Here is an 18,742-nt window from a genome sequence, read left to right as displayed (position 1 = left end):
GCTTAATTTCGTTAATTAAAGGCGCTTAATTTGGTAAAAATTTAAAATAAAGCCTGAAAAAACGAATATTCGTCAAGGTGGCTTCCGTCACAGTCGCAGCGCGCTGGAAACGGGATCGTCCACGCGAAACCAGCCGGCAATGCTCAGCCGTGGCCGACGCGCGGGCAACACCTCGTGGGGAAACTGTTCCGACAGGAAGCACACCAGGGTACCGCCCTCGGGCTGCACCCGGTGCAGCGGCTGCCGATTCTTGTGGCCATAGATCAGCAGTTCGCCGCCATGAGCCGGTTGCCAGTCGTCGTTCAGGTAAAATACCGTGGTTACCCGGCGGTTGCTGCGGCCGCGAAAGGCATCCAGGTGTTTTTTGTAAAAGTCGCCTTCGTCATAGCGGGCATAGTGGCACTCGTAATCCTTGAGTCCCATAAACAGCTGGCGGTTGAGCTGTTGCTGCAGCCCGGCCATGTGGGCCAGAAAGGCCTGCTGAGGGGGAGTGCTGCCGTCCAGCCAGCGGGTTTTGTCGGTACGAATGCGTTCATTGTTGTGGTGGGCCTGATCCCGGCCAATGCCCGCCGGGGTCAGTTGCCAGTCGGGCAGGCTGGAAAAGTCCCGGCGCAGGGCGGCGGTGTCGGCGGCGTTGAGAAAACCGGGAAAGATACCCAGGCCCGGGCCGGCAATGGCTTCGGTGATCTCGTCAAAAATGCAAGTGGCAAGCGGCGCAGTATTCAATGGCAAAACCCTCCTGTGGAGCGCTTATGTACACCTTCAACAACGCGGGGAACAGCGAGAAATTTTTCCCGTCAGAAAGAGTGGATTAAAGGATAGTGCCAAATGCACAAACCGGCGGCAATGCAGAAACAAGAAAACCCCGCGCATTGCTGCGCGGGGTTCAAAATGCTGGCGGTGAAGGAGGGATTCGAACCCTCGATACGTTGCCGTATACACACTTTCCAGGCGTGCTCCTTCAGCCACTCGGACACCTCACCACATTTTTTGCGTTTTTATTTTGAGAGTGTTCGCTTCACTCGGTGCGTCCCTTGGGAACGGGGCGTAATGTACTGGCTGTGGCGGGCAGGTTCAAGCATTTTTAACCGGTTACGTTTCAACTGCCTTATTCCTGCGCAACCTGCCGGCTTAATGCACAGCCGCCGGCATTTTCTGTGGCTCATCCTGCATCAGGTAGCCGAGCTCGGCCAGCTCCTGCACCAGCTGGTGAGTGGCCATCATGGTCTGCTGCACAATCCACTGAAATTGATGTTGCTCCATGCCCGCCTGAGTGTGCAGGTAGTCGGCGGCGATCAGCCGGGGCAGGTTGTCGTCCACGATGTCGACAAAGATCTTGAGGCTGGGATAATTCATGTTCAGCCGGCCCAGATCCGCCATCAGGGTCAGCAGGCCGGTGGGGCGAATTTCCACCTCGGTGGTGAGAATGGCGTCTTCATGCTCCACGAACAGCCGGCTTTCCAGCACGCCATCCAGCGCCTGCAGCTCGGCAAGGTGAATGCCGTGGCAGTTCTCGCAAATGTAATGGTCGATGTGGCCGGCAACCAGCCAGCGCATGGCTACTTCTGCTGTTAACACGTGATGTCCCGATAAAAGAAAGCTTGAAGGAGCCGCATTGTAAACCAAAGCCGAAGGCCAGGAAAATTCAAAAGCCGGGGTGACCCGGTTGCTTTTTCCGCCAAAAGGGGGAAAGCTGCCGGTAAGACTCAGTAATGCCTCATGTCGGGTAGGAAGGATGAGCCAATGAAGATATTGCTGGCGGCGGTGGATTTGCAGGCGGGATCAGAGCGGGTAGTGGAGCGCGCGGCACAGTTGGCGGCGCGGCTGCATGCCCGGCTGCATCTGGTGCACGTGATTGACGAGGCCATGGTGCTTTATGAGCCCATGGTCGAGATCTCGGTGCGGCGCCGGTTGCAACAGGGCGCCACCCAGGCCCTGCAACAGCTGGTGAACGGGCTTCCCGTTGCGTTTAGGGCCAACATAGAGCGTCATGTGTTGCTGGGCAAGCCGTCCCAGACCCTGGCCCGCAAGGCCACCGAATTGCAGGCCGATCTGGTGCTGGCGGGCAGACAGCATCAGGAGCCGGTGCAGGAGCTGTTTCTCGGCACCACGGTCGAGCGGTTGTTGCGTCACTGCACCATGCCGGTGCTGGTGGTCACTCAGAGCGGTGGCGGACCCTACCGGCAACTGGTGGCGGCCACGGACTTTTCCCGCAGCTCCCATCATGCCCTGCGGGCGGGACTGACGCTGGCGCCCGATGCCGCCATCAGCCTGGTGCACGTGTTTGAACCGCCCCTGCTGCTGGGGTTGCTGCGCCATGATGCCCTGCATACCGACAGCCTGATGAGCCACCAGAAGGTGCGCATTGAGCGGGAGGTGAGGGAGGAGATGGCTCACTTTCTTGCCGCCGAAGATCAGGATCGCATCGACACCCGCATTCTGTCGGGAGCGGTAAAGCAGTCCATCGCCTCGGTGGTGGAGGAAACCGGCGCTCAGTTGCTGGTGCTGGGGTACCACGGTCGCCAGGGCATCAGCCGGTTGCTGGTGGGCAACCTGGCCATGAGCTTTCTCAGCGCGCCTCCCTGCGACGTGCTGGTGGCCCGGTAATCCGAAAACTGATTGATTCCTGAACAACCCTTTGAACTTTGTGCCGGCCGCCGGTATCCTTGGCGGCCTTCAGGGTTCGCCTTCTGCGTTTTCCTTCTTTAACCACAGCGAGTTTGTTTCTTGATTTCCACCAACAACATCACCATGCAGTTCGGCGCCAGGCCGTTGTTTGAAAACATTTCCGTCAAGTTTGGCGACGGTAACCGTTATGGCCTTATCGGTGCCAACGGTTGCGGCAAGTCCACCTTTATGAAAATTCTCGGTGGCGATCTGGAGCCCAGTGCCGGCAACGTCAGCCTGGACGTGAACGAGCGCATCGGCAAGCTGCGTCAGGATCAGTTCGCCTACGAGCACGAGCGGGTACTCGACGTGGTGATGATGGGGCATGCCGAACTGTGGGCCGCCATGCACGAACGCGACAGCATTTACGCCAACCTGGAGGCTACCGACGAAGACTACATGCGCGCCGCCGAGCTGGAAGGGCTGGTGGCCGAGTACGACGGTTACACCGCCGAGGCCCGGGCCGGCGAACTGCTGCTGGGAGTGGGCATTCCCCTGGAGCAGCATCAGGGCCCCATGAGCGAGGTGGCCCCGGGCTGGAAGCTGCGGGTGCTGCTGGCCCAGGCGCTGTTTTCCGATCCCGATGTACTGCTGCTCGACGAGCCCACCAACAACCTGGACATCGACACCATTCGCTGGCTGGAAGGGGCGCTGAACGAGCGCAACAGCACCATGATCATCATTTCCCACGACCGCCATTTTCTGAACAGTGTGTGCACTCACATGGCGGATCTGGACTACGGCGAGCTGCGCGTGTATCCGGGCAACTACGACGACTACATGCTGGCCGCCACCCAGGCGCGGGAGCGGCTGCTGGCGGACAACGCCAAGAAAAAGGCGCAGATTGCCGAGTTGCAGAGCTTCGTGGCCCGTTTCAGTGCCAATGCCTCCAAGGCACGTCAGGCCACTTCCCGCGCCAGGCAAATCGACAAGATCAAGCTGGAAGAGGTCAAGGCCTCCAGCCGCCAGAACCCCTTTATTCGCTTTGAGCAGGACAAGAAGCTGTATCGCAACATTCTGGAAGTGGAAGGGCTGACCAAAGGCTATGGCGAGGCGCCGTTGTTCAGAAACCTGGGGTTAATGGTAGAGGTGGGCGAGCGTATCGCCATTCTGGGCACCAACGGCATCGGCAAGTCCACCTTGGTGAAAACCCTGGTGGGCGAGCTGGCGCCCGACAGCGGCACCATCAAGTGGTCGGAAAACGCCCGCATCGGTTATTACGCCCAGGATCATGCCGCCGACTTCGATACCGATCTCACCGTGTTCGAATGGATGAGCCAGTGGCAGCAGGAAGGGGACGACGAGCAGACCGTGCGCTCGGTGCTGGGCCGGCTGCTGTTCAGCCAGGACGACATCAAGAAAAAGGTGGGCGTACTGTCGGGCGGCGAGCAGGGTCGCATGCTGTTTGGCAAGCTGATGATGCAAAAGCCCAATATTCTGGTGATGGACGAACCCACCAACCACCTGGACATGGAATCCATCGAATCGCTGAACATGGCGCTGGAGCTGTATCAGGGCACACTGATCTTCGTGTCCCACGACCGGGAGTTTGTATCGTCGCTGGCCACCCGCATTCTGGAGCTGAGTGAGCACGGCATTCGCGACTTCAGCGGCAGCTACGACGACTACCTGCGTGAGCAGGGCGTGCTTTGATCACGGTTTAGTCACCGTTTCAACTCTCGTCATTTCCGCGAAGGCGGAGACCCGTGACATATTGCACCATGGGCCTCATGTGCATGGCACAGAGGGGGTTCCAGTAAACAAAAAAACGCCGGGCAATGCCCGGCGTTTTTATTCATGGGGCGTGCAATGGCCTCAGCGCAAAATCAGCATGGGCTTGCTGGACTCCTGCAGCATCAGATCGGTGATGCTGCCCAGCAGCCACAGGCGAATGCGGGAGTGGCCGTAAGCGCCCATGACCATCAGATCCATGTTCTGCCTGTCCTGGTAGGCCAGCAGGTTTTTCTTCACTTCGCCCTGCAGCAGGGCGGCGGTGGCCTGGTGACCGTAGTCTTCCAGTTGCTGACGCGCGGCCTCGAGTTGGGCTTTTTTCTCCTCACTGGGGCCGGCCACCATCACCACATGACACTCCAGCCCCTTGAACAGGGGAGACTTGGCGATGTACTCCACGCACTTGCGGGTGGTGTCGCTGCCGTCAAAGGCAATCATGATACGCTGAGGCTGAGTGTAGTCGCCGTCGGTCAGCAGCAGTGGCTTGTCGGTGGTGCGGATCACCTGCTCCACATGGCCACCCAGGCGCTCCGGGCTGTCGTCCTCGTTGTTGCCCCGGCGGCCCAGCACCACCAGATCGGCATAGTCGTCATACTGCTCCAGCACGTTCACCAGCCGGCCTTCGCGGGAGATGGTGCGTGGCTCGGGATAGCCGGCCTGCTGTACATGCTTGCTGGCCTGCTCCAGGATCAGCTTGCTCTGCTCCCGGGCCAGCTCGGCCCGTTTCTTGTCGAGGTCGGCCAGTTCGGCCTGAACACTGTCCTGGGCGCTGAGGGTGGAAGCTGCCCCCATGTTCAGCAGCATGGTGGGTTCGGGCTTGTGCATGACGTGCAGCAGCACCAGGGAGGCGGACAGCTGTTGGGCAGCCCAGGCCGCATAATCGCAAACGCAGGCGGTGTGTTTGGAACCGTCGATACCGGCCAGTACATTGGTGCTCATCTTTTTTATCCTGATAGGTAATTGATGCGAAAAAGAATTGCGGGGGCTTTATGGTCTGCACTCTAACACAGTTTGCAGGCGGGAGAAGTACCGCCGGTGCCTTTTGAAAGGGGCTTTGTGGCGCGGAACGACTCGTTTGGCATAGGTCAACGAAAAAAGCAAAAAAAACGTGAAAAAAATTGTAATAATCTTGATGCCGGTCAACCCTTATGGAGTAGACGCCGGATTTTCCGGCGTTCAGGATGTGCCAGAAGGCCACTCGTGCCGCCCGGTTTTGGTTCCCGGGCAAGGCGCGGGTCTTGAGCAGGAGATGTACCATGAAGACCGTCATGTCAGTCATGCTTGCCGCCGTGTTTGCGCTGAGCATGTTGCCGCTTCATACCCAGGCCGCCACGGCCAGCCAGCCGTTTGCCGATACGTTTTCATCCCGTGGGGACGGTGTGGATAACCGTCAGTGCAGAATGATGAAAAAACAGGGCAAGAAACTGCCCGGTTTCTGTCAGCCCTGATCTTCGTCACGTCACTCACTCGAACATAACCAAAGGGGCCAGGGGCTCCTTTTTTGTGTTCATATGCCGGTGCGGCGAAAGGGCTGGGTGAGCAGGCGCAGCAGGCCCCGCTCTTCGGGAGCGCGAAATTCCTTGAGCCCCAGCCGCATGTGCCGGTGGCCATCCCGAGGCCGGGCCCGGTAGCTGCCCAGCCAGCGATCCCAGCAGCTGAGGTTGAAGCCAAAGTTGCTGTCGGTTTCCTGCGGGTAAACCGAATGATGCACCCGGTGCATGTCCGGGGTAACCAGCAGCCGCCGCAGTACCGCGTCCACCTTGGCGGGCAGATGGATATTGGCATGGTTGAACAGAGAGGTGGCATTGAGCAGCACTTCAAACACCAGCACCGCCAGCGGGGAAGCTCCCAGCAGCAATACCCCTGCCAGCTTGATTGCCATGGACAGCAGGATTTCCAGCGGATGAAAGCGCACCCCTGTGGTGGCATCCAGCTCGGTATCGGTATGGTGCATCCGGTGCAGCCGCCACAGCAGCGGCACCCGGTGAAACAGCCGGTGCTGCCAGTAAATGAGCAAGTCCAGCAACAGCACCGTTAGTGGCAGGGCCAGCCAGTCGGGCAGGGCGAGCCAGGCCAGTACTCCCCAGTTCCGCTCCGCCGCCAGCAGTGCCGCTCCCACCGCAGCCAGGGGAAACAGGGCACGCACCAGCAGGGTGTTGAGGCCGGCCAGGGCCAGGTGCCGCAGCCAGCGCGGTCCGCGCCGTTGCCGCTGTGGCCGGCGGGGCGCGTAGTGCTCCCACAGCAGAAACAACAGCAACAGGCCGGCAAAGCTGCCCAGCCGCAGCCAGGGTTCAAATTCGTTCAGCATGGAGTTACCCAGCTTCCCGGCAACTGAAACAGATCCCCCGGCTCGTCAATATCCAGCAGGGTTTCCCCTTCACGCCAGCACCAGCCCAGGGCCGTGAGCCGCCGGCGGGTCAGCTCGGCCACCCGGTCGGTGCTCCAGGGCATGTGCTCGAACAGGGTGGCAGAAAACCGGCGCAGGCCCAGCAGGGCGTAGCCGCCGTCCCGGGTGGGGTACAGCAGCGCGTCGCAATCCGTCAGCCGTGTCGCCGCCTGGTGCAGCAGGGCCGGGCTCAGTTGCGGGCAGTCGGTGCCCACCAGCAGCACGGCCCCGTTGCGTGCCAGGCCGCGTCGGGCGGCCCGGGCCATGCGTGCCCCCAAATCGCCTTCACCCTGGTCACGTTGCACTACGCCCGCCGGCAGGCGACAGGCTCGCCAGTCGGGGTGTGCCGGGGCCGGGCTCATGCACAATTCCACCGGGCCAAGTCCGGCGGCCAGGGCGTGGGCCAGGGTGGTATTGAGCATGGCATGGGCCAGGCGGGCGGCGCCCTTGGCGCCCAGGGTCGGAACCAGCCGGGTTTTGGCCTGGCCGGGCAGGGGCGCCTTGGCGAACACCAGCATGCGGGTGTTCACCGGTACCGCTCCGCCAGCCGCTGCGGCTCGGCGCCGCGCCAGTAGGCAAACCGCAGCCGCCACATCAGCCAGATGGTGCGCCACACGCCGTGGTTCTCCCAGCGCCGGCCCGACGTGATCACCCGCTGTCGCAAACAGGCCGGCGGCCCCAACTCCTTGAGCCGTTTGCTGAGCGCTATGTCTTCCATCAGCGGTTGTTCGGGAAAGCCGCCTACCGCCATAAAGGCACTTCGGCGCATAAACAGGCCCTGATCGCCGGTGGCAATGCCGGTCAGCCGGGAGCGCAGGTTCATCATGGCGCCGATCACTGCCAGCATGGGATGGCGGCCCTGCAGGCTCACATCGAAGCGGCCCCAGTGGTGATGTTGCAGGGCGGTGGTGACAAGTCGTGCCGTCTGGCCGGGCAGCAGGGTGTCGGCGTGCAGAAACAGCAGATATTCGCCCCGTGCCGCGGCGGCGCCGGCGTTCATTTGTCGCGCCCGTCCCGGTGGCGTGGTGATCTGAGTGGCCCCCCACCGCCTGGCCAGGCGAGCCGTGTCGTCGCTGCTGTTGCCATCCACGACGATGACCTCGGCCTGCTTCGGCAGGGTCGCCAGGGTGGCGGGCAAGGCCCTAGCCTCGTTCAGGGCAGGAATAACAATGCTGAGGCTCATTACTGCTCCTCCAGGGCACCACCGCAACTGCTGCCCTGACCGGCGGTGCAGCCATGGCAGTGACCGGCCACGCGAACGGGGCAGCCGGCGTAATCCCGTTGCAACAGCTCCCGCAGGTGTGGCCGGCCCCGGCCGGACAGGGGCAGGCCAAGCTGCTGGTTAAAGTCACAGTCATACAGGTAGCCCTGCCAGTCCACGCTGACAAGGTTCCGGCACATGACGCTGGTCAGGTTGGCGGCACTGAAGTTGTTCGTCAGCAGGCGCATGTAGTCGTGAAACTGACCGGTGCTCACAAGGGAATCGCCAAAGCGTTTGATGGGCATGTTGGCCAGGGCAAACAGCTGGTTGAACTCGATGTCGAAGTGGCGTTTCAGCTCGTGCCGGTAGGCGGCTTCCAGTTCGGCCTGAGGGGGCGGCAGGCGGGGCCCCTGCGGGTTGTATACCAGGTTCAGCACCAGTTCCGAGCCGGGCTTGCCATAGCCCAGTCGGTTGAGCTGCTGCAGGGCGACAATGCTTTTGTCGAAGCTGCCCTTGCCGCGCTGCCGGTCGACGTTTTCCATGGCGTAACAGGGCAGGGACGCCACCACCTCCACCCGGTTTTCCGCCAGAAAGGCGGCCAGGTTTTCCTGCCCCGGCTCCAGCAGTACGGTGAGGTTGCAGCGGTCGATCACCCTGACTCCCAGCCGGCACGCCTGCCGCACCAGGTCGCGAAAGCCGCCGTGCAGCTCGGGGGCGCCACCGGTGAGATCCAACGTGTGAATGCCGCGGGCCTGCAGCACCTGCGGGATCAGCGCCAGGGTCTGCTCATCCATCATTTCGGTGCGGTGGGGGCCGGCGGCCACATGGCAGTGTGCACACTTCATGTTGCAGCGGTAACCCAGGTTCACCTGCAGGGTGTCGGTCCGGTCGCGGACAAGGGGCGGAAAGGCGGTCTGCTCGAGCAGGGGCAGGATGTTTCGCATCACAGGACTCCGTGGCAATGGCTGGTATTGATGAGTGGTGTGTGCCGGGCGCTTTCTTACAAAAAGGTAGCAGGAATGGTGAAAATGGTTCGTTTGACCCATGCTCAATGCCGGCATCTATAGTGGAGACAGCCACAAGGAAAGTACCATCAGCGGAGGAACGGCATGACGGCCTATCACGAGTTTACCCTGAATGACGCCATCGACTTTGCCCGCCGTCACTACCGGGGCTTTGCCGCCGGGGCGGCGCTGAGCGCCGAGGAGGTGGGGGACGGCAATCTCAACCGGGTGTTCAGGGTGAGCGACCCGCAGGGGCAGGGAGTGATCGTCAAGCAGGCCCTGCCCTACATTCGCTGTATTGGCGAAGGCTGGCCGCTGACCCGCCAGCGGGCGGCGCGGGAAGCGCGGGTGCTGCTGCGTCATGGCGAGCTGAGTCCACACGGCACCCTGGCGTTGTTGCATCATGACGATACGCTGTCGGCCCTGCTGCTGGAGGATTTGAGCCACTGGCAGCTATGGCGCCGGGCCCTGCTGGAGACGGATGAGCCTGAAAGCGTGGCAACCGCCCTGGGGCAGCACCTGGCAAGGGTACTGTATGGCACTTCCGACTTTCAGGTGCCGTCGGCCATCAAGCGGGCCGAGGTGGTGCGGCTGGCCAACCCGGAGCTGTGTGCAACCACCGACACGGTGTTTTTTCACGATCCTTACCGGCCCGGTGAGCGCAACCGGGTGCCGCCCGGGCTTGAAAGCGACGCCGCCGCGCTGTGGCGTGACAGGGAGCTGAAACACAGGGTGGCTCACCTGCGGCTGCGTTTTCAGTGTAACGCCGAGGCCCTGCTGCACGGCGATCTGCATACCGGCTCGGTGTTTGTGCGGGAGGGCGAATGCCGGGTGTTTGACGCCGAGTTCGGCTTTTACGGCCCCATGGGCTTTGACATGGGTCTGGTGATGGCCAACCTGTTGCTGAACTTTTGCGCCCAGTCCGGCTGGCGGGACGCCGGCGCCGCCGAGGCGGCCCGCTTTGCCCGGGTGGAGGAGCTGCGCCGGCTGTGGAAGGCGTTCAGCGAGGACTTTCTGGCCCGCGCCAGGACCACCTCGGCGCCCCTGCTGGGCGAGCCCGGAGTGGCCGGCGAGTGGGTGCAGCAGGTATGGCGGGACAGCCTGGGGTTTGCCGGCACCGAGATGATTCGGCGCACCATTGGCATTGCCCATGTGGCGGATCTCGACGACATTGCCGATCCGGCGCAGCGGCAGGACTGTCAGCGTCAGGCGCTGTGGCTGGGCCGGCGCTTGATCCTGGAGGCGGCTACACTGAGCCCGGTCAGCCTGTGTGGTGAGCTCAGGCGCCTGGCGGCGGGGGAGCCGGTGAGCGGGAATGGGGATCAGGGAATGGACTCGCTCCCACGCGGAGCGTGGAAGCGAGTAAGGCGTTAGCGCAAGATCAGCAGCGGTACTCTGGCGTCCCGGATCATGGCGGTGGTGGTGCTGCCCACCAGCCACTGGCGAATGCGGGAGTGGCCGTAGGCGCCCATGATCATCAGATCCATGCCCTGTTGCTGCTGGTAACCGGTCAGCGCCTTGTCCGCCTCGCCGGGCACAATGGCGGTCACGGCGGTGAGGCCGGCCTGGGCCAGCAGCTGGCGGGCCCACTCCAGCTGGGCCCTGTGGTCGTCGGTGTCGGCGCCGGCCAGCACCAGATGCAGCTCCAGCCCCCTGAACAGCGGGCTGGCGGCCAGCATTTCCACGCCCTTGCGGGTGGTGGCACTGCCGTCAAAGGCCAGCATCACTTTTTGCGGGGCGTGATACTCACCCAGGGTGACCAGAATGGGCCGGTGCAGGGCGCGGATCACCTGCTCCACATGGCTGCCCAGGTGGGCATGGGCCGAGGCAGACGCCTCGCCGTGGCGACCCAGCACCAGCAGCCGGGTGGTGGGCTCAAGTTCCACCAGGGTATCCACCAGGGCACCGTGGCGTTGCAGGGTATGCGTGTGTTCAAGGCCGCTGGTCCGGGCGCGCTCCTGCGCCGCGGCCAGCATCAGCCGGCCCTGCTCCTTGGCCAGCTTGCCGCGGCGGGCATCCAGCTCGGCCAGCTCGGCCAGCAACTGTTCCTGGCTGCCCAGGCCGATGCTGCCGCTCAAATCGCCCTGCACCGGTGTGGCTTCCTTGTCGAGCACATGCACAAAGGTCAGCGGCGCATGCAGGCGCTGGCTGGCCCAGCCGGCCCAGTCGCATACCGTGGCCGCGTGGCCGGAGCCGTCGATACAGGCCAGAACGTGTTCGGTCATTTGCTTTCCCTCTCTGTTAGTGGCCCATCAGCTTTTCGACCGCCTGGGGATCATTATGCACGGCAAAGCGATCCACCAGGGTGGCACTGGCCTCATTCAGACCAATAATCTCCACCTCTGTGCCTTCCCGCTTGAAGGTGATCACCACCTTGTCGAGGGCGCTGATGGCGGTAATGTCCCAGAAGTGGGCGCGGCTCAGATCGATGCGTACCTTGTCCACCACTTCCTTGAAGTCAAAGGCGGCCACAAACTGCTCGGCCGAGGTAAAGAACACCTGGCCCACCACCCGGTATTCCCGGGTGCCGTCGGCGGTTTTTTCCGCGCCGACATACAGCAGCTGGCCCACCTTGTGGGCGAAGAACAGGGCACTGAGCAGCACGCCCACCAGCACGCCCCAGGCCAGGTTGTGGCTGTACACCACCACCGCCACGGTGGCGATCATCACCAGGCTGCTGCTTTTGGGCAGGGTGCCGAGATCACGAATGGAGGCCCAGCTGAAGGTACCGATCGACACCATGATCATCACCGCCACCAGGGCGGCCATGGGAATTTGCGACACCCAGGGGCCAAGGAACACCACCAGAATGAGCAGCACCACCCCGGCCACCAGGGTGGACAGCCGGCCGCGGCCGCCGGACTTCACGTTGATCACCGACTGGCCGATCATGGCGCAGCCGGCCATGCCGCCGAGCAGGCCGGTGGCGATGTTGGCGAGGCCCTGGCCCTTGCATTCGCGGTTCTTGTCGCTCTTGGTGTCGGTGAGATCGTCGACGATGGTGGCGGTCATCATCGACTCCAGCAGGCCCACCACCGCCAGCGACAGTGAATAGGGGAAGATAATGGCCAGGGTGTCCAGGTTCAGCGGTACATCGGGCCACAGGAACACCGGCAGGGTATCGGGCAGCTCGCCCATGTCGCCCACGGTGCGCACGTCAATGCCAAAGGCGACGGCAACGATGGTGAGGCTGACAATGCACACCAGCGGTGAGGGCAGCAACTTGCCCACCCCGGGCACCAGTGGCAGCAGGTAGATGATGCCCAGGCCGGCGGCGGTCATGGCATACACGTGCCAGCTGACGTTGGTCAGCTCCGGCAGCTGGGCCATGAAAATGAGAATGGCCAGGGCGTTGACGAAGCCGGTTACCACCGAGCGGGACACAAAACGCATCAGCTCGCCCAGGCGCAGGTAGCCGATAACTATCTGGAGCAGGCCGCACAGCAGGGTGGCGGCGAGCAGGTACTGCAGGCCGTGCTCCTTCACCAGGGTCACCATCAGCAGCGCCATGGCACCGGTGGCGGCGGAGATCATGCCCGGGCGACCGCCGGCAAAGGCGATCACCACCGCCATGCTGAAGGACGCATAAAGGCCGATCTTGGGATCGACGCCGGCGATGATGGAGAAGGCGATGGCTTCCGGGATCAGCGCGAGCGCCACCACCAGACCGGCCAGCACGTCGCCCTTGACGTTAAAGAGCCAGGTTTGTTTGAGCTTGGAGATCATTGCGGTTTCCGAATTGTGGGTCGATGGCCTTTCGGGAAGCATGAAAATGCGGGTGCGAAAGCCGAATTGGGTCGCGGGCTGACGTTATGCAGTTTTTTCATCAAAACGTCATTTATTAGAAGCGTCGCGATTTTGAGAACGGGTATTATAGGGATCCGGTCCGGGTCGAACAAGGCCGATACCGATGGCAATCAACAGGAGAACCTAAATGAGTGACAAGCGAATGCTGGGCAGCCGCGCGCTGGATGTGATGCAGCATATTGGCCTGATTATCGTGGCCATGGCCACCGTGGTGGCGGTGGCGCTGGAGGTGAACACCATGTGGCAGGCGCGCAACGTGGCGCTGGCGGATCTGCTGCTGATGTTCATCTATCTGGAAGTGCTGGCCATGGTGGCCATTTACCTGCGCTCGGGCAAGCTGCCCATTCGCATTCCGCTCTATATCGCCATTGTGGCCCTGGCCCGCTACCTGATCCTCGACATGAAGGGCATGGACAACTGGCGGCTGATCACTGTGGCCGGCGCCGCCCTGGTGCTGGCCCTGGCCATTCTCGCCATTCGCTTTGGTCACACCAAATACCCCTACGACAAGGACGAGGGCGGGCACTGATTGTAGTGAGGGGGGGAGGAGAGAAGAGTGAGGAGTGTCACTTTCGTCTCACCTCTCACCTTTCACCACTCACCTCTCACGAAGTTACCCCGTGTGCTCAATCACATGGCGGGCAAAGCCGCTGCCCGCTTCTTCGTAGATATTGAACACCTCGTCGGCGCCCAGCTCGCGCAGCTGGGCGCCTTCTTCCGGATAACGGATAATGGCCGCCACCCGGCCCTGAAAGTTGGCATGGCGGATCTGCTCCAGGGCGTAAAGGTTACCGGCGTGGTTGGGCATGGCCAGAAAAATGTACTCCAGCTGGCTGCCGATGTTGGCCTTGTCCCAGAAGTCCGAGTCCGAGGCGTCCCCCTTGATCACATTGATGTTGAGCTCCTTCAGCAGCGGAATCTTTTTCTCGTCCGAGTCGATGCCCACCAGCTTCTTGTGCGGGTTCACATTCTCCAGCTCCATGTAGGCACCCTGGCCGATGCGGCCCATGCCCACGATCAGAATATTGGCATCACCCAGCTGAATGGGCATGTCGTCCGGGTGCAGCAGGGCCGGATCCTGGGGCGTGAGCCGGTGCATAAAGCGGCGGTAGATGTTCTCGTTGTTGGCGTTGAGGGGCGCCGAGGCCACAAAGGAAATGGCCAGGGCAATGGACGCGACGATCACCCAGTCGTTGCTCAGCATGCCCTGCTGGGCCGCCAGCGCCGCCACAATCAGGCCAAACTCGGAAAAGTTGCTCAGGCTCAGGGTGGCCAGCAGTGAGGTGCGCGGGCGCAGGTGGCTGCGCTTGTACAGCTTGTAGTAGATGACGCTTTTCAGCGGCAGCACCAGCAGCAGGATCAGCGAAATCCACAGGGTATCCAGGGTGGGCATGCCGTTCAGGCCAATGTTCAGAAAAAAGGCCACCAGAAACAGCTCTTTCATGTTGAAGAACGACTTGGCCAGCTCCGCCGCGCTGTAATGGGAAGCCAGCATCATGCCGATAACCAGCGCGCCCAGATCCCCCTTGAGCCCCACCAGCTGAAAGCCGTAGTAGCCCACTACCAGCGCCAGAAACACCGCGAACAGGGTTTGCAGCTCACCGTGGCCGGCCCGCTCCAGAATGCGGCAGAACAGCGGGCGCAGCAGCGGCAGCAGCACCAACAGCGACAGCGCCCAGGGGCTCGGCACCTTGCCGGCGGAAATGCTGAGAAAGGCCACCGCAAACAGATCCTGCATCACCAGCACCCCGATGGCGACCACACCGTAGAAGGTGTTCATGTCGCTGCGCTCTTCCAGCACCTTGACCGCGAACACCGTGCTGGAAAAACTCAGGGCAAAGGCCATCAGCATGGCCTGCTGCCAGTGCAGCTCCTGGGCCAGGGCAAAGCCCAGGGTCTTGATGCCGAGCAGCACCAGGGTAAACAGTGCGGTGGACGAGACGATGTGCCCGCAGGCGGTGCCCCACACCTCCCGGCGCAGCAGGGTCTTGATATCGAGTTTGAGCCCGATGCTGAACAGCAGCAGGGTCACACCCAGGTTGGCGAGGGTATCGAGGGTGGCGTTGGGCTCATAGCCCATGGCGTTGAGCACGAAGCCGGCGGCCAGAAAACCGATGAGCGGCGGCAGGCCAATCAAATAAACGATGAGGCCGCAGCCAAAGGCGACAGCGATAAAAACGGGATCCATGATGGGCGTGTTATGGGTTGCAGCTCCTGAGGTGGGGCTATAGTCGGTGTTCAGGCCGCACCTTGTCAACAAAGGCGGCCAGTTTGAAGCCGGTTTTGCCGTTCAGAACAGATCGATATCGGCGGCGGAGGCGTAGATGTGCTGGGGCCGGAATGGCATTTTGTCGATGTCGGCCACCTGACTCACCCCGGTCAGCACCAGCACGGTTTCCAGCCCCGCCTGAAAGCCGGCAAGAATGTCGGTGCGCAGGTTGTCTCCCACGATCAGGGTGTTTTCCGAATGGGCGTCCATGTGGTTGAGGGCGGCGCGCACTATCCAGGCGCTGGGTTTGCCCACGTAAAACGGTTTTTTGCCGGTCATGCGCTCAATGGGGGCGCACAGGGCGCCGCAGGCCGGGTGCATCTGGGGGCCGTGGGTGTCCGGATTGGTGGCGATAAAGCGGGCGCCGTCGGCCACGAAGCGGGCCGCCATCTGGATCATGCTCCAGTTGTAGTTGCGGGTTTCGCCCACCACCACAAAGTCGGGATCGATGTCGGTAATGGTAAAACCGGCCTTGTACAGCTCGTGAATGAGCGCGCCTTCACCGATGACGTAGGCCTTTTCACCGCTCTGGCGCTTGAGAAAGTCGGCGGTGGCCATGGCCGAGGTGTAAAAGCAGCTTTCCGGCACCTCGATGCCCGCCGAGTAAAAACGGTTTTGCAGATCCCGTGGCGTCTGTGCCGGGTAATTGGTGAGGAACAGCAGGTTCATGTCCCGCTCCAGTACGCGTCGCACAAAGGCATCGGCACCGGGAATGAGATCGTTGTTGTGCAGGATAACGCCGTCGATATCGCAGATAAGGTTGTTCTTTTGCATTGGTGCTCCTTGTGCCGGATTCTTGGGCCGGTCTGGTTCCCACTGTGTTGCCAGAATATGACAGTTTCATGACCACGGGAACGGCTTTTGTCATTTGCCGGTGCACTCGAGCCAGCCGCCCAGGCCGTTGATGCGCCGGGAAATGGCGGCGGCCCTTTGCTGCACATGGGCCGAGGGGCGGCCGGCGGAAAAGCGCCGCGGGTTGGGCAGCACCGCCGCCAGCAGGCTGGCCTGGTGACGATTGAGGCGGGCAGCGGAGGTATTAAAATACGCCCGTGCCGCCGCTTCGGCGCCGTAGATGCCCGGGCCGAACTCGGCGATGTTGAGGTAAAGGGTGAGAATGCGCTCCTTGGGCAGCAGCCATTCCAGCATGGGGGTATAGAGCGCCTCCAGCGCCTTGCGGGTGTAACTGCGCCCCGGCCACAGATACAGGTTTTTGGCGGTCTGCATGCTGATGGTGCTGCCACCGCGCAGCCGGCCACCGTCGGCGGCTTCGCTCAGCACATCGCCGAGGGCGTCCCAGTCAAAGCCGCGGTGGCGGCAGAACTTGTTGTCTTCGGCGGCGATCACCGCCATTTTCAGCTGGCTGGAAATGCGCGCGCCGGGCTGCCAGTCCTTGTGCAGGCTTTCGCCTTCAAACAGCCGGATCACCATCAGCGGGGTGATCGGCACCGGCACAAACCGGTACACCAGGGTCAGCGCCAGCGGCACCAGCAACAGCAGCACGGCCAGCCAGCCGAGCAGGCGTTTAATCAGGGTGGTCATTCAGGGTTCATCTCCATGTCACGGGCGGATCACGGTTTTCAAATTTGAGTCAACTGGAACCTCGGTCGGCGGCGATTCTTTGTTATCTTTAGTAACATGCCGGCAGAATAAGGAGAGGTGCCATGTCTGCATTTATCGAGCAACTGCCCAAGGTGGAGCTGCATCTTCACATTGAAGGCTCCCTGGAGCCGGAGCTGGTGTTTGCCCTGGCCCGGCGCAATGGTATCACCCTGAATTACGCCGATGAAAGCGCCCTGAGGGCGGCCTACGACTTTGACGATCTTCAGTCGTTTCTGGATATCTATTACGCGGGCATGAGCGTGCTGCAGACCGAGCAGGACTTTTTCGACATGACCCATGCCTATCTGCAACGGGCCCACCGTGAAAACGTGCGCCACACCGAGATTTTTTTCGATCCCCAGGCCCATACCGACAGGGGGGTGCCGTTTTCCGTGGTGATCACCGGCATTCACCGGGCGCTGGAGCAGGCCCGGCATGACTGGGGCATGAGCAGCCGGTTGATCATGTCGTTTCTGCGCCATCTGCCGGAAGCGTCGGCCATCGACACCCTGCGTCAGGCCGAGCCGTTTCATGCCTGGCTCACCGGCGTGGGGCTCGACTCCGCCGAGCGGGGCAACCCGCCGGAGAAATTTCGCCGGGCCTATGCCCTGGCCCGGGAGCAGGGTTACCGGCTGGTGGCCCACGCCGGCGAGGAAGGGCCGCCGCAATACATTCGCGATGCCCTGGAGCTGCTGGGGGTGGAGCGCATCGATCACGGTGTGGCGGCCATTGCGGATGATGCCCTGATGGCGGAGCTGGCCGAGCGCCGGGTGCCGCTGACCGTGTGCCCCTTGTCGAACCTCAGACTCAGGGTGGTGAATGCCATGGCCGAGCATCCGATGCAGAAGCTGCTGCAGGCCGGCCTGTGCGTGACCGTGAACTCGGACGATCCGGCCTATTTCGGCGGCTACATGAATGCCAACTACCAGGCCCTGCAGGACGGCCTTGGCATGAGCGACGGCGAACTGCTCAGGCTTGCCATGAACGGGGTGGAGGCCTGCTGGCTGTCGCCGGAAGAAAAGACCCTGTTGCTGCACGACATTCAGGCTCATGGAGAAAAATTCGGCGTTCGGGCCTTTGATGGCTAAAGCTGGCGCCCCCGGCGCCGATAAACCGGTCAGGGTGTAACAAGAGGCAGCGGGTGTGCGCAAACTCATGGCAGTAACGGGACTGGTGCTCAGCAGCGTAAGCTGGGCCCAGCCGCGTACCTATGTGGCGAGTCTGGATCATTCCCGCTGGCGGCTGGCCGCCGACTCGGCGGTGGAGTGCCGGCTGGAGCATACCATTCCCGGTTTTGGCACCGGGGCCTTTGTCAGCCGGGCCGGCAAGAACGTCAACCTGGTCTTTGAGCTGAGTCCGCTCAGGGCCATGCCCCGCACCCGGCAGGCGGCACTGAGAAGCGAGTCGCCCTACTGGCAGCCCGGCCGCGCGGCCCGGCCCATCAGCCAGGTCACCTTTTACCAGCAGTTCGACGCCATGGTGGAGCAGCAAAACGCCTGGATCATGCTCGACGAGCTCAGCCAGGGGCGCTGGCCCACCTTTTATTTCGACGACTGGTACGCCGGAGACCGTACCACCGGGGTGGGGTTGTCATCGGTGAACTTTCGCGCCCGTTACGCCGCCTTTCTTGACTGCCAGCACAACCTGCTGCCGTACGGCTTTGAAGACATCGCCTTCAGCGTGCTCAACTACGTCAACAACGCCGACGAGCTGACGCCCCATTCGCGCCAGCGGCTGGCGATGATCGCCGATTATGTGCGTGCCGACCCCAATATTGGCGAGGTGGTGATCAACACCTACACCGACAGCTTTGGCACCGAGTTTCACAACAAGCAGCTGTCGTTGCTGCGGGCCAAGGCCGTCAAGGACCGCTTCCTGGAGCTGGGCCTGCCCGACACCAGCATTCGGGTGGAAGGCCACGGCGAGCGCCGGCCCATTGCCGATAACGGCACTCCCGAGGGCCGCCAGAGCAACCGGCGGGTGGTGATCAGCCTGGGGCGGGCCCCCATTTAAAGCGCGTTATTTCCGTGATTCCGCTCCTTCATGAAAGGACAGAGGGGCAAGGATAAACTGCGCCT

The 18,742-nt window shown here is 62.2% G+C and carries 19 protein-coding genes and 1 tRNA gene; 7 read left to right on the top strand and 13 right to left on the bottom strand.

The features are described 5' to 3' along the window. Positions 1–87: 87 nt before the first annotated feature. From PU634_RS08225 to PU634_RS08215, 3 genes are all read right to left on the bottom strand, one after another. The gene (locus tag PU634_RS08225) at positions 88–726 is read right to left on the bottom strand and encodes a 2OG-Fe(II) oxygenase (RefSeq protein WP_371319639.1); all 639 of its coding nucleotides are present in this window, start codon (positions 724–726) and stop codon (positions 88–90) included. A 169-nt stretch (positions 727–895) separates the two neighbouring features. After that, positions 896–983 (bottom strand) — tRNA-Ser (locus PU634_RS08220). Between the two features lie 148 nt (positions 984–1,131). Further along, positions 1,132–1,557, bottom strand: coding sequence for a YbjN domain-containing protein (locus PU634_RS08215; RefSeq protein ID WP_306763569.1), 426 nt, complete (start codon positions 1,555–1,557; stop codon positions 1,132–1,134). A gap of 186 nt (positions 1,558–1,743) precedes the next feature. On the opposite strand from PU634_RS08215, the gene PU634_RS08210 reads away from it, so the two are divergent. Both PU634_RS08210 and PU634_RS08205 read left to right on the top strand, forming a co-directional pair. Beyond that, on the top strand, positions 1,744–2,607 hold the full coding sequence (locus PU634_RS08210; protein WP_306763568.1) for a universal stress protein: 864 nt from the start codon (positions 1,744–1,746) through the stop codon (positions 2,605–2,607). Positions 2,608–2,727: 120 nt separating this feature from the next. Further along, positions 2,728–4,320, top strand: a complete 1,593-nt coding sequence (locus tag PU634_RS08205; protein WP_306763567.1) for an ABC-F family ATPase — start codon at positions 2,728–2,730, stop codon at positions 4,318–4,320. Positions 4,321–4,482: 162 nt separating this feature from the next. On the opposite strand, the gene PU634_RS08200 is transcribed toward PU634_RS08205, so the two are convergent. Then, a complete protein-coding gene (locus PU634_RS08200; RefSeq protein WP_306763566.1) occupies positions 4,483–5,337 on the bottom strand; it encodes a universal stress protein in 855 nt (284 codons plus the stop codon). 317 nt (positions 5,338–5,654) lie between these two features. Between PU634_RS08200 and PU634_RS08195 the strand changes: the two genes are divergently transcribed. Further along, the gene (locus tag PU634_RS08195) at positions 5,655–5,846 is read left to right on the top strand and encodes a hypothetical protein (RefSeq protein WP_306763565.1); all 192 of its coding nucleotides are present in this window, start codon (positions 5,655–5,657) and stop codon (positions 5,844–5,846) included. A 59-nt stretch (positions 5,847–5,905) separates the two neighbouring features. Here PU634_RS08195 and PU634_RS08190 read toward each other — a convergent pair whose 3' ends face one another. Genes PU634_RS08190 through arsS form a run of 4 tightly spaced genes read right to left on the bottom strand, consistent with a single transcriptional unit; the run spans position 5,906 to position 8,929 of the window. Beyond that, positions 5,906–6,706 carry a sterol desaturase family protein gene (locus tag PU634_RS08190; protein ID WP_306763564.1) on the bottom strand — a complete coding sequence of 267 codons (801 nt, stop codon included), beginning with the start codon at positions 6,704–6,706 and terminating at the stop codon, positions 5,906–5,908. Further along, positions 6,700–7,314, bottom strand: coding sequence for a TIGR04282 family arsenosugar biosynthesis glycosyltransferase (locus PU634_RS08185; RefSeq protein WP_306763563.1), 615 nt, complete (start codon positions 7,312–7,314; stop codon positions 6,700–6,702). Before PU634_RS08185 ends, PU634_RS08190 begins: the two co-directional genes overlap by 7 nt. Next, the gene (locus tag PU634_RS08180; RefSeq protein WP_306763562.1) at positions 7,311–7,967 is read right to left on the bottom strand and encodes a TIGR04283 family arsenosugar biosynthesis glycosyltransferase; all 657 of its coding nucleotides are present in this window, start codon (positions 7,965–7,967) and stop codon (positions 7,311–7,313) included. Before PU634_RS08180 ends, PU634_RS08185 begins: the two co-directional genes overlap by 4 nt. Beyond that, the gene (arsS, locus tag PU634_RS08175) at positions 7,967–8,929 is read right to left on the bottom strand and encodes an arsenosugar biosynthesis radical SAM (seleno)protein ArsS (RefSeq protein WP_306763561.1); all 963 of its coding nucleotides are present in this window, start codon (positions 8,927–8,929) and stop codon (positions 7,967–7,969) included. The genes PU634_RS08180 and arsS overlap by 1 nt, the downstream gene beginning before the upstream one ends. A gap of 165 nt (positions 8,930–9,094) precedes the next feature. Between arsS and mtnK the strand changes: the two genes are divergently transcribed. Further along, on the top strand, positions 9,095–10,363 hold the full coding sequence (gene mtnK / locus PU634_RS08170; RefSeq protein WP_306763560.1) for an S-methyl-5-thioribose kinase: 1,269 nt from the start codon (positions 9,095–9,097) through the stop codon (positions 10,361–10,363). Here mtnK and PU634_RS08165 read toward each other — a convergent pair. After that, positions 10,360–11,214, bottom strand: coding sequence for a universal stress protein (locus PU634_RS08165; RefSeq protein WP_306763559.1), 855 nt, complete (start codon positions 11,212–11,214; stop codon positions 10,360–10,362). The genes mtnK and PU634_RS08165 overlap by 4 nt on opposite strands. A gap of 16 nt (positions 11,215–11,230) precedes the next feature. After that, a complete protein-coding gene (locus PU634_RS08160; protein WP_306763558.1) occupies positions 11,231–12,715 on the bottom strand; it encodes a SulP family inorganic anion transporter in 1,485 nt (494 codons plus the stop codon). Positions 12,716–12,923: 208 nt separating this feature from the next. On the opposite strand from PU634_RS08160, the gene PU634_RS08155 reads away from it, so the two are divergent. Next, complete coding sequence (locus tag PU634_RS08155) at positions 12,924–13,325, top strand: phosphate-starvation-inducible protein PsiE (RefSeq protein WP_306763557.1); 402 nt, start codon at positions 12,924–12,926, stop codon at positions 13,323–13,325. Positions 13,326–13,409: 84 nt separating this feature from the next. Here the strand turns inward: PU634_RS08155 and PU634_RS08150 are convergent, their stop codons facing one another. From PU634_RS08150 to mtgA, 3 genes are all read right to left on the bottom strand, one after another. Next, entirely contained in the window at positions 13,410–14,984 is a 1,575-nt protein-coding gene (locus PU634_RS08150) for a cation:proton antiporter domain-containing protein (protein ID WP_306763556.1), read from the bottom strand. A gap of 102 nt (positions 14,985–15,086) precedes the next feature. Then, a complete protein-coding gene (locus PU634_RS08145) occupies positions 15,087–15,839 on the bottom strand; it encodes an HAD-IIA family hydrolase (RefSeq protein WP_306763555.1) in 753 nt (250 codons plus the stop codon). A 90-nt stretch (positions 15,840–15,929) separates the two neighbouring features. Further along, on the bottom strand, positions 15,930–16,604 hold the full coding sequence (mtgA, locus tag PU634_RS08140) for a monofunctional biosynthetic peptidoglycan transglycosylase (protein ID WP_306763554.1): 675 nt from the start codon (positions 16,602–16,604) through the stop codon (positions 15,930–15,932). Positions 16,605–16,726: 122 nt separating this feature from the next. Here mtgA and PU634_RS08135 point away from each other — a divergent pair, with 122 nt between their 5' ends. After that, positions 16,727–17,752: an adenosine deaminase gene (locus PU634_RS08135; RefSeq protein WP_306763553.1), complete on the top strand. Its 1,026-nt coding sequence runs from the start codon at positions 16,727–16,729 to the stop codon at positions 17,750–17,752. A 67-nt stretch (positions 17,753–17,819) separates the two neighbouring features. After that, positions 17,820–18,677 carry a flagellar protein MotY gene (locus PU634_RS08130; RefSeq protein WP_306763552.1) on the top strand — a complete coding sequence of 286 codons (858 nt, stop codon included), beginning with the start codon at positions 17,820–17,822 and terminating at the stop codon, positions 18,675–18,677. Positions 18,678–18,742: the final 65 nt, after the last annotated feature.

The sequence above is a fragment of the Oceanimonas pelagia genome, from assembly GCF_030849025.1.
Taxonomy (GTDB): Bacteria; Pseudomonadota; Gammaproteobacteria; order Enterobacterales; family Aeromonadaceae; genus Oceanimonas; species Oceanimonas pelagia.
Note: the sequence above shows the minus strand (reverse complement) of the source record. Positions and strands in the feature narration are given on the sequence as shown.

Bases quoted from the DNA above. Each gene is read 5' to 3' on its own strand.
- PU634_RS08215 (WP_306763569.1), bottom strand. From the start codon at position 1,557: ATGCGCTGGCTGGTTGCCGGCCACATCGACCATTACATTTGCGAGAAC.
- PU634_RS08210 (WP_306763568.1), top strand. From the start codon at position 1,744: ATGAAGATATTGCTGGCGGCGGTGGATTTGCAGGCGGGATCAGAGCGG.
- PU634_RS08200 (WP_306763566.1), bottom strand. From the start codon at position 5,337: ATGAGCACCAATGTACTGGCCGGTATCGACGGTTCCAAACACACCGCC.
- PU634_RS08195 (WP_306763565.1), top strand. From the start codon at position 5,655: ATGAAGACCGTCATGTCAGTCATGCTTGCCGCCGTGTTTGCGCTGAGC.
- PU634_RS08190 (WP_306763564.1), bottom strand. From the start codon at position 6,706: ATGCTGAACGAATTTGAACCCTGGCTGCGGCTGGGCAGCTTTGCCGGC.
- PU634_RS08180 (WP_306763562.1), bottom strand. From the start codon at position 7,967: ATGAGCCTCAGCATTGTTATTCCTGCCCTGAACGAGGCTAGGGCCTTG.
- arsS (WP_306763561.1), bottom strand. From the start codon at position 8,929: ATGCGAAACATCCTGCCCCTGCTCGAGCAGACCGCCTTTCCGCCCCTT.
- mtnK (WP_306763560.1), top strand. From the start codon at position 9,095: ATGACGGCCTATCACGAGTTTACCCTGAATGACGCCATCGACTTTGCC.
- PU634_RS08165 (WP_306763559.1), bottom strand. From the start codon at position 11,214: ATGACCGAACACGTTCTGGCCTGTATCGACGGCTCCGGCCACGCGGCC.
- PU634_RS08160 (WP_306763558.1), bottom strand. From the start codon at position 12,715: ATGATCTCCAAGCTCAAACAAACCTGGCTCTTTAACGTCAAGGGCGAC.
- PU634_RS08155 (WP_306763557.1), top strand. From the start codon at position 12,924: ATGAGTGACAAGCGAATGCTGGGCAGCCGCGCGCTGGATGTGATGCAG.
- PU634_RS08150 (WP_306763556.1), bottom strand. From the start codon at position 14,984: ATGGATCCCGTTTTTATCGCTGTCGCCTTTGGCTGCGGCCTCATCGTT.
- PU634_RS08145 (WP_306763555.1), bottom strand. From the start codon at position 15,839: ATGCAAAAGAACAACCTTATCTGCGATATCGACGGCGTTATCCTGCAC.
- mtgA (WP_306763554.1), bottom strand. From the start codon at position 16,604: ATGACCACCCTGATTAAACGCCTGCTCGGCTGGCTGGCCGTGCTGCTG.
- PU634_RS08135 (WP_306763553.1), top strand. From the start codon at position 16,727: ATGTCTGCATTTATCGAGCAACTGCCCAAGGTGGAGCTGCATCTTCAC.
- PU634_RS08130 (WP_306763552.1), top strand. From the start codon at position 17,820: ATGGCAGTAACGGGACTGGTGCTCAGCAGCGTAAGCTGGGCCCAGCCG.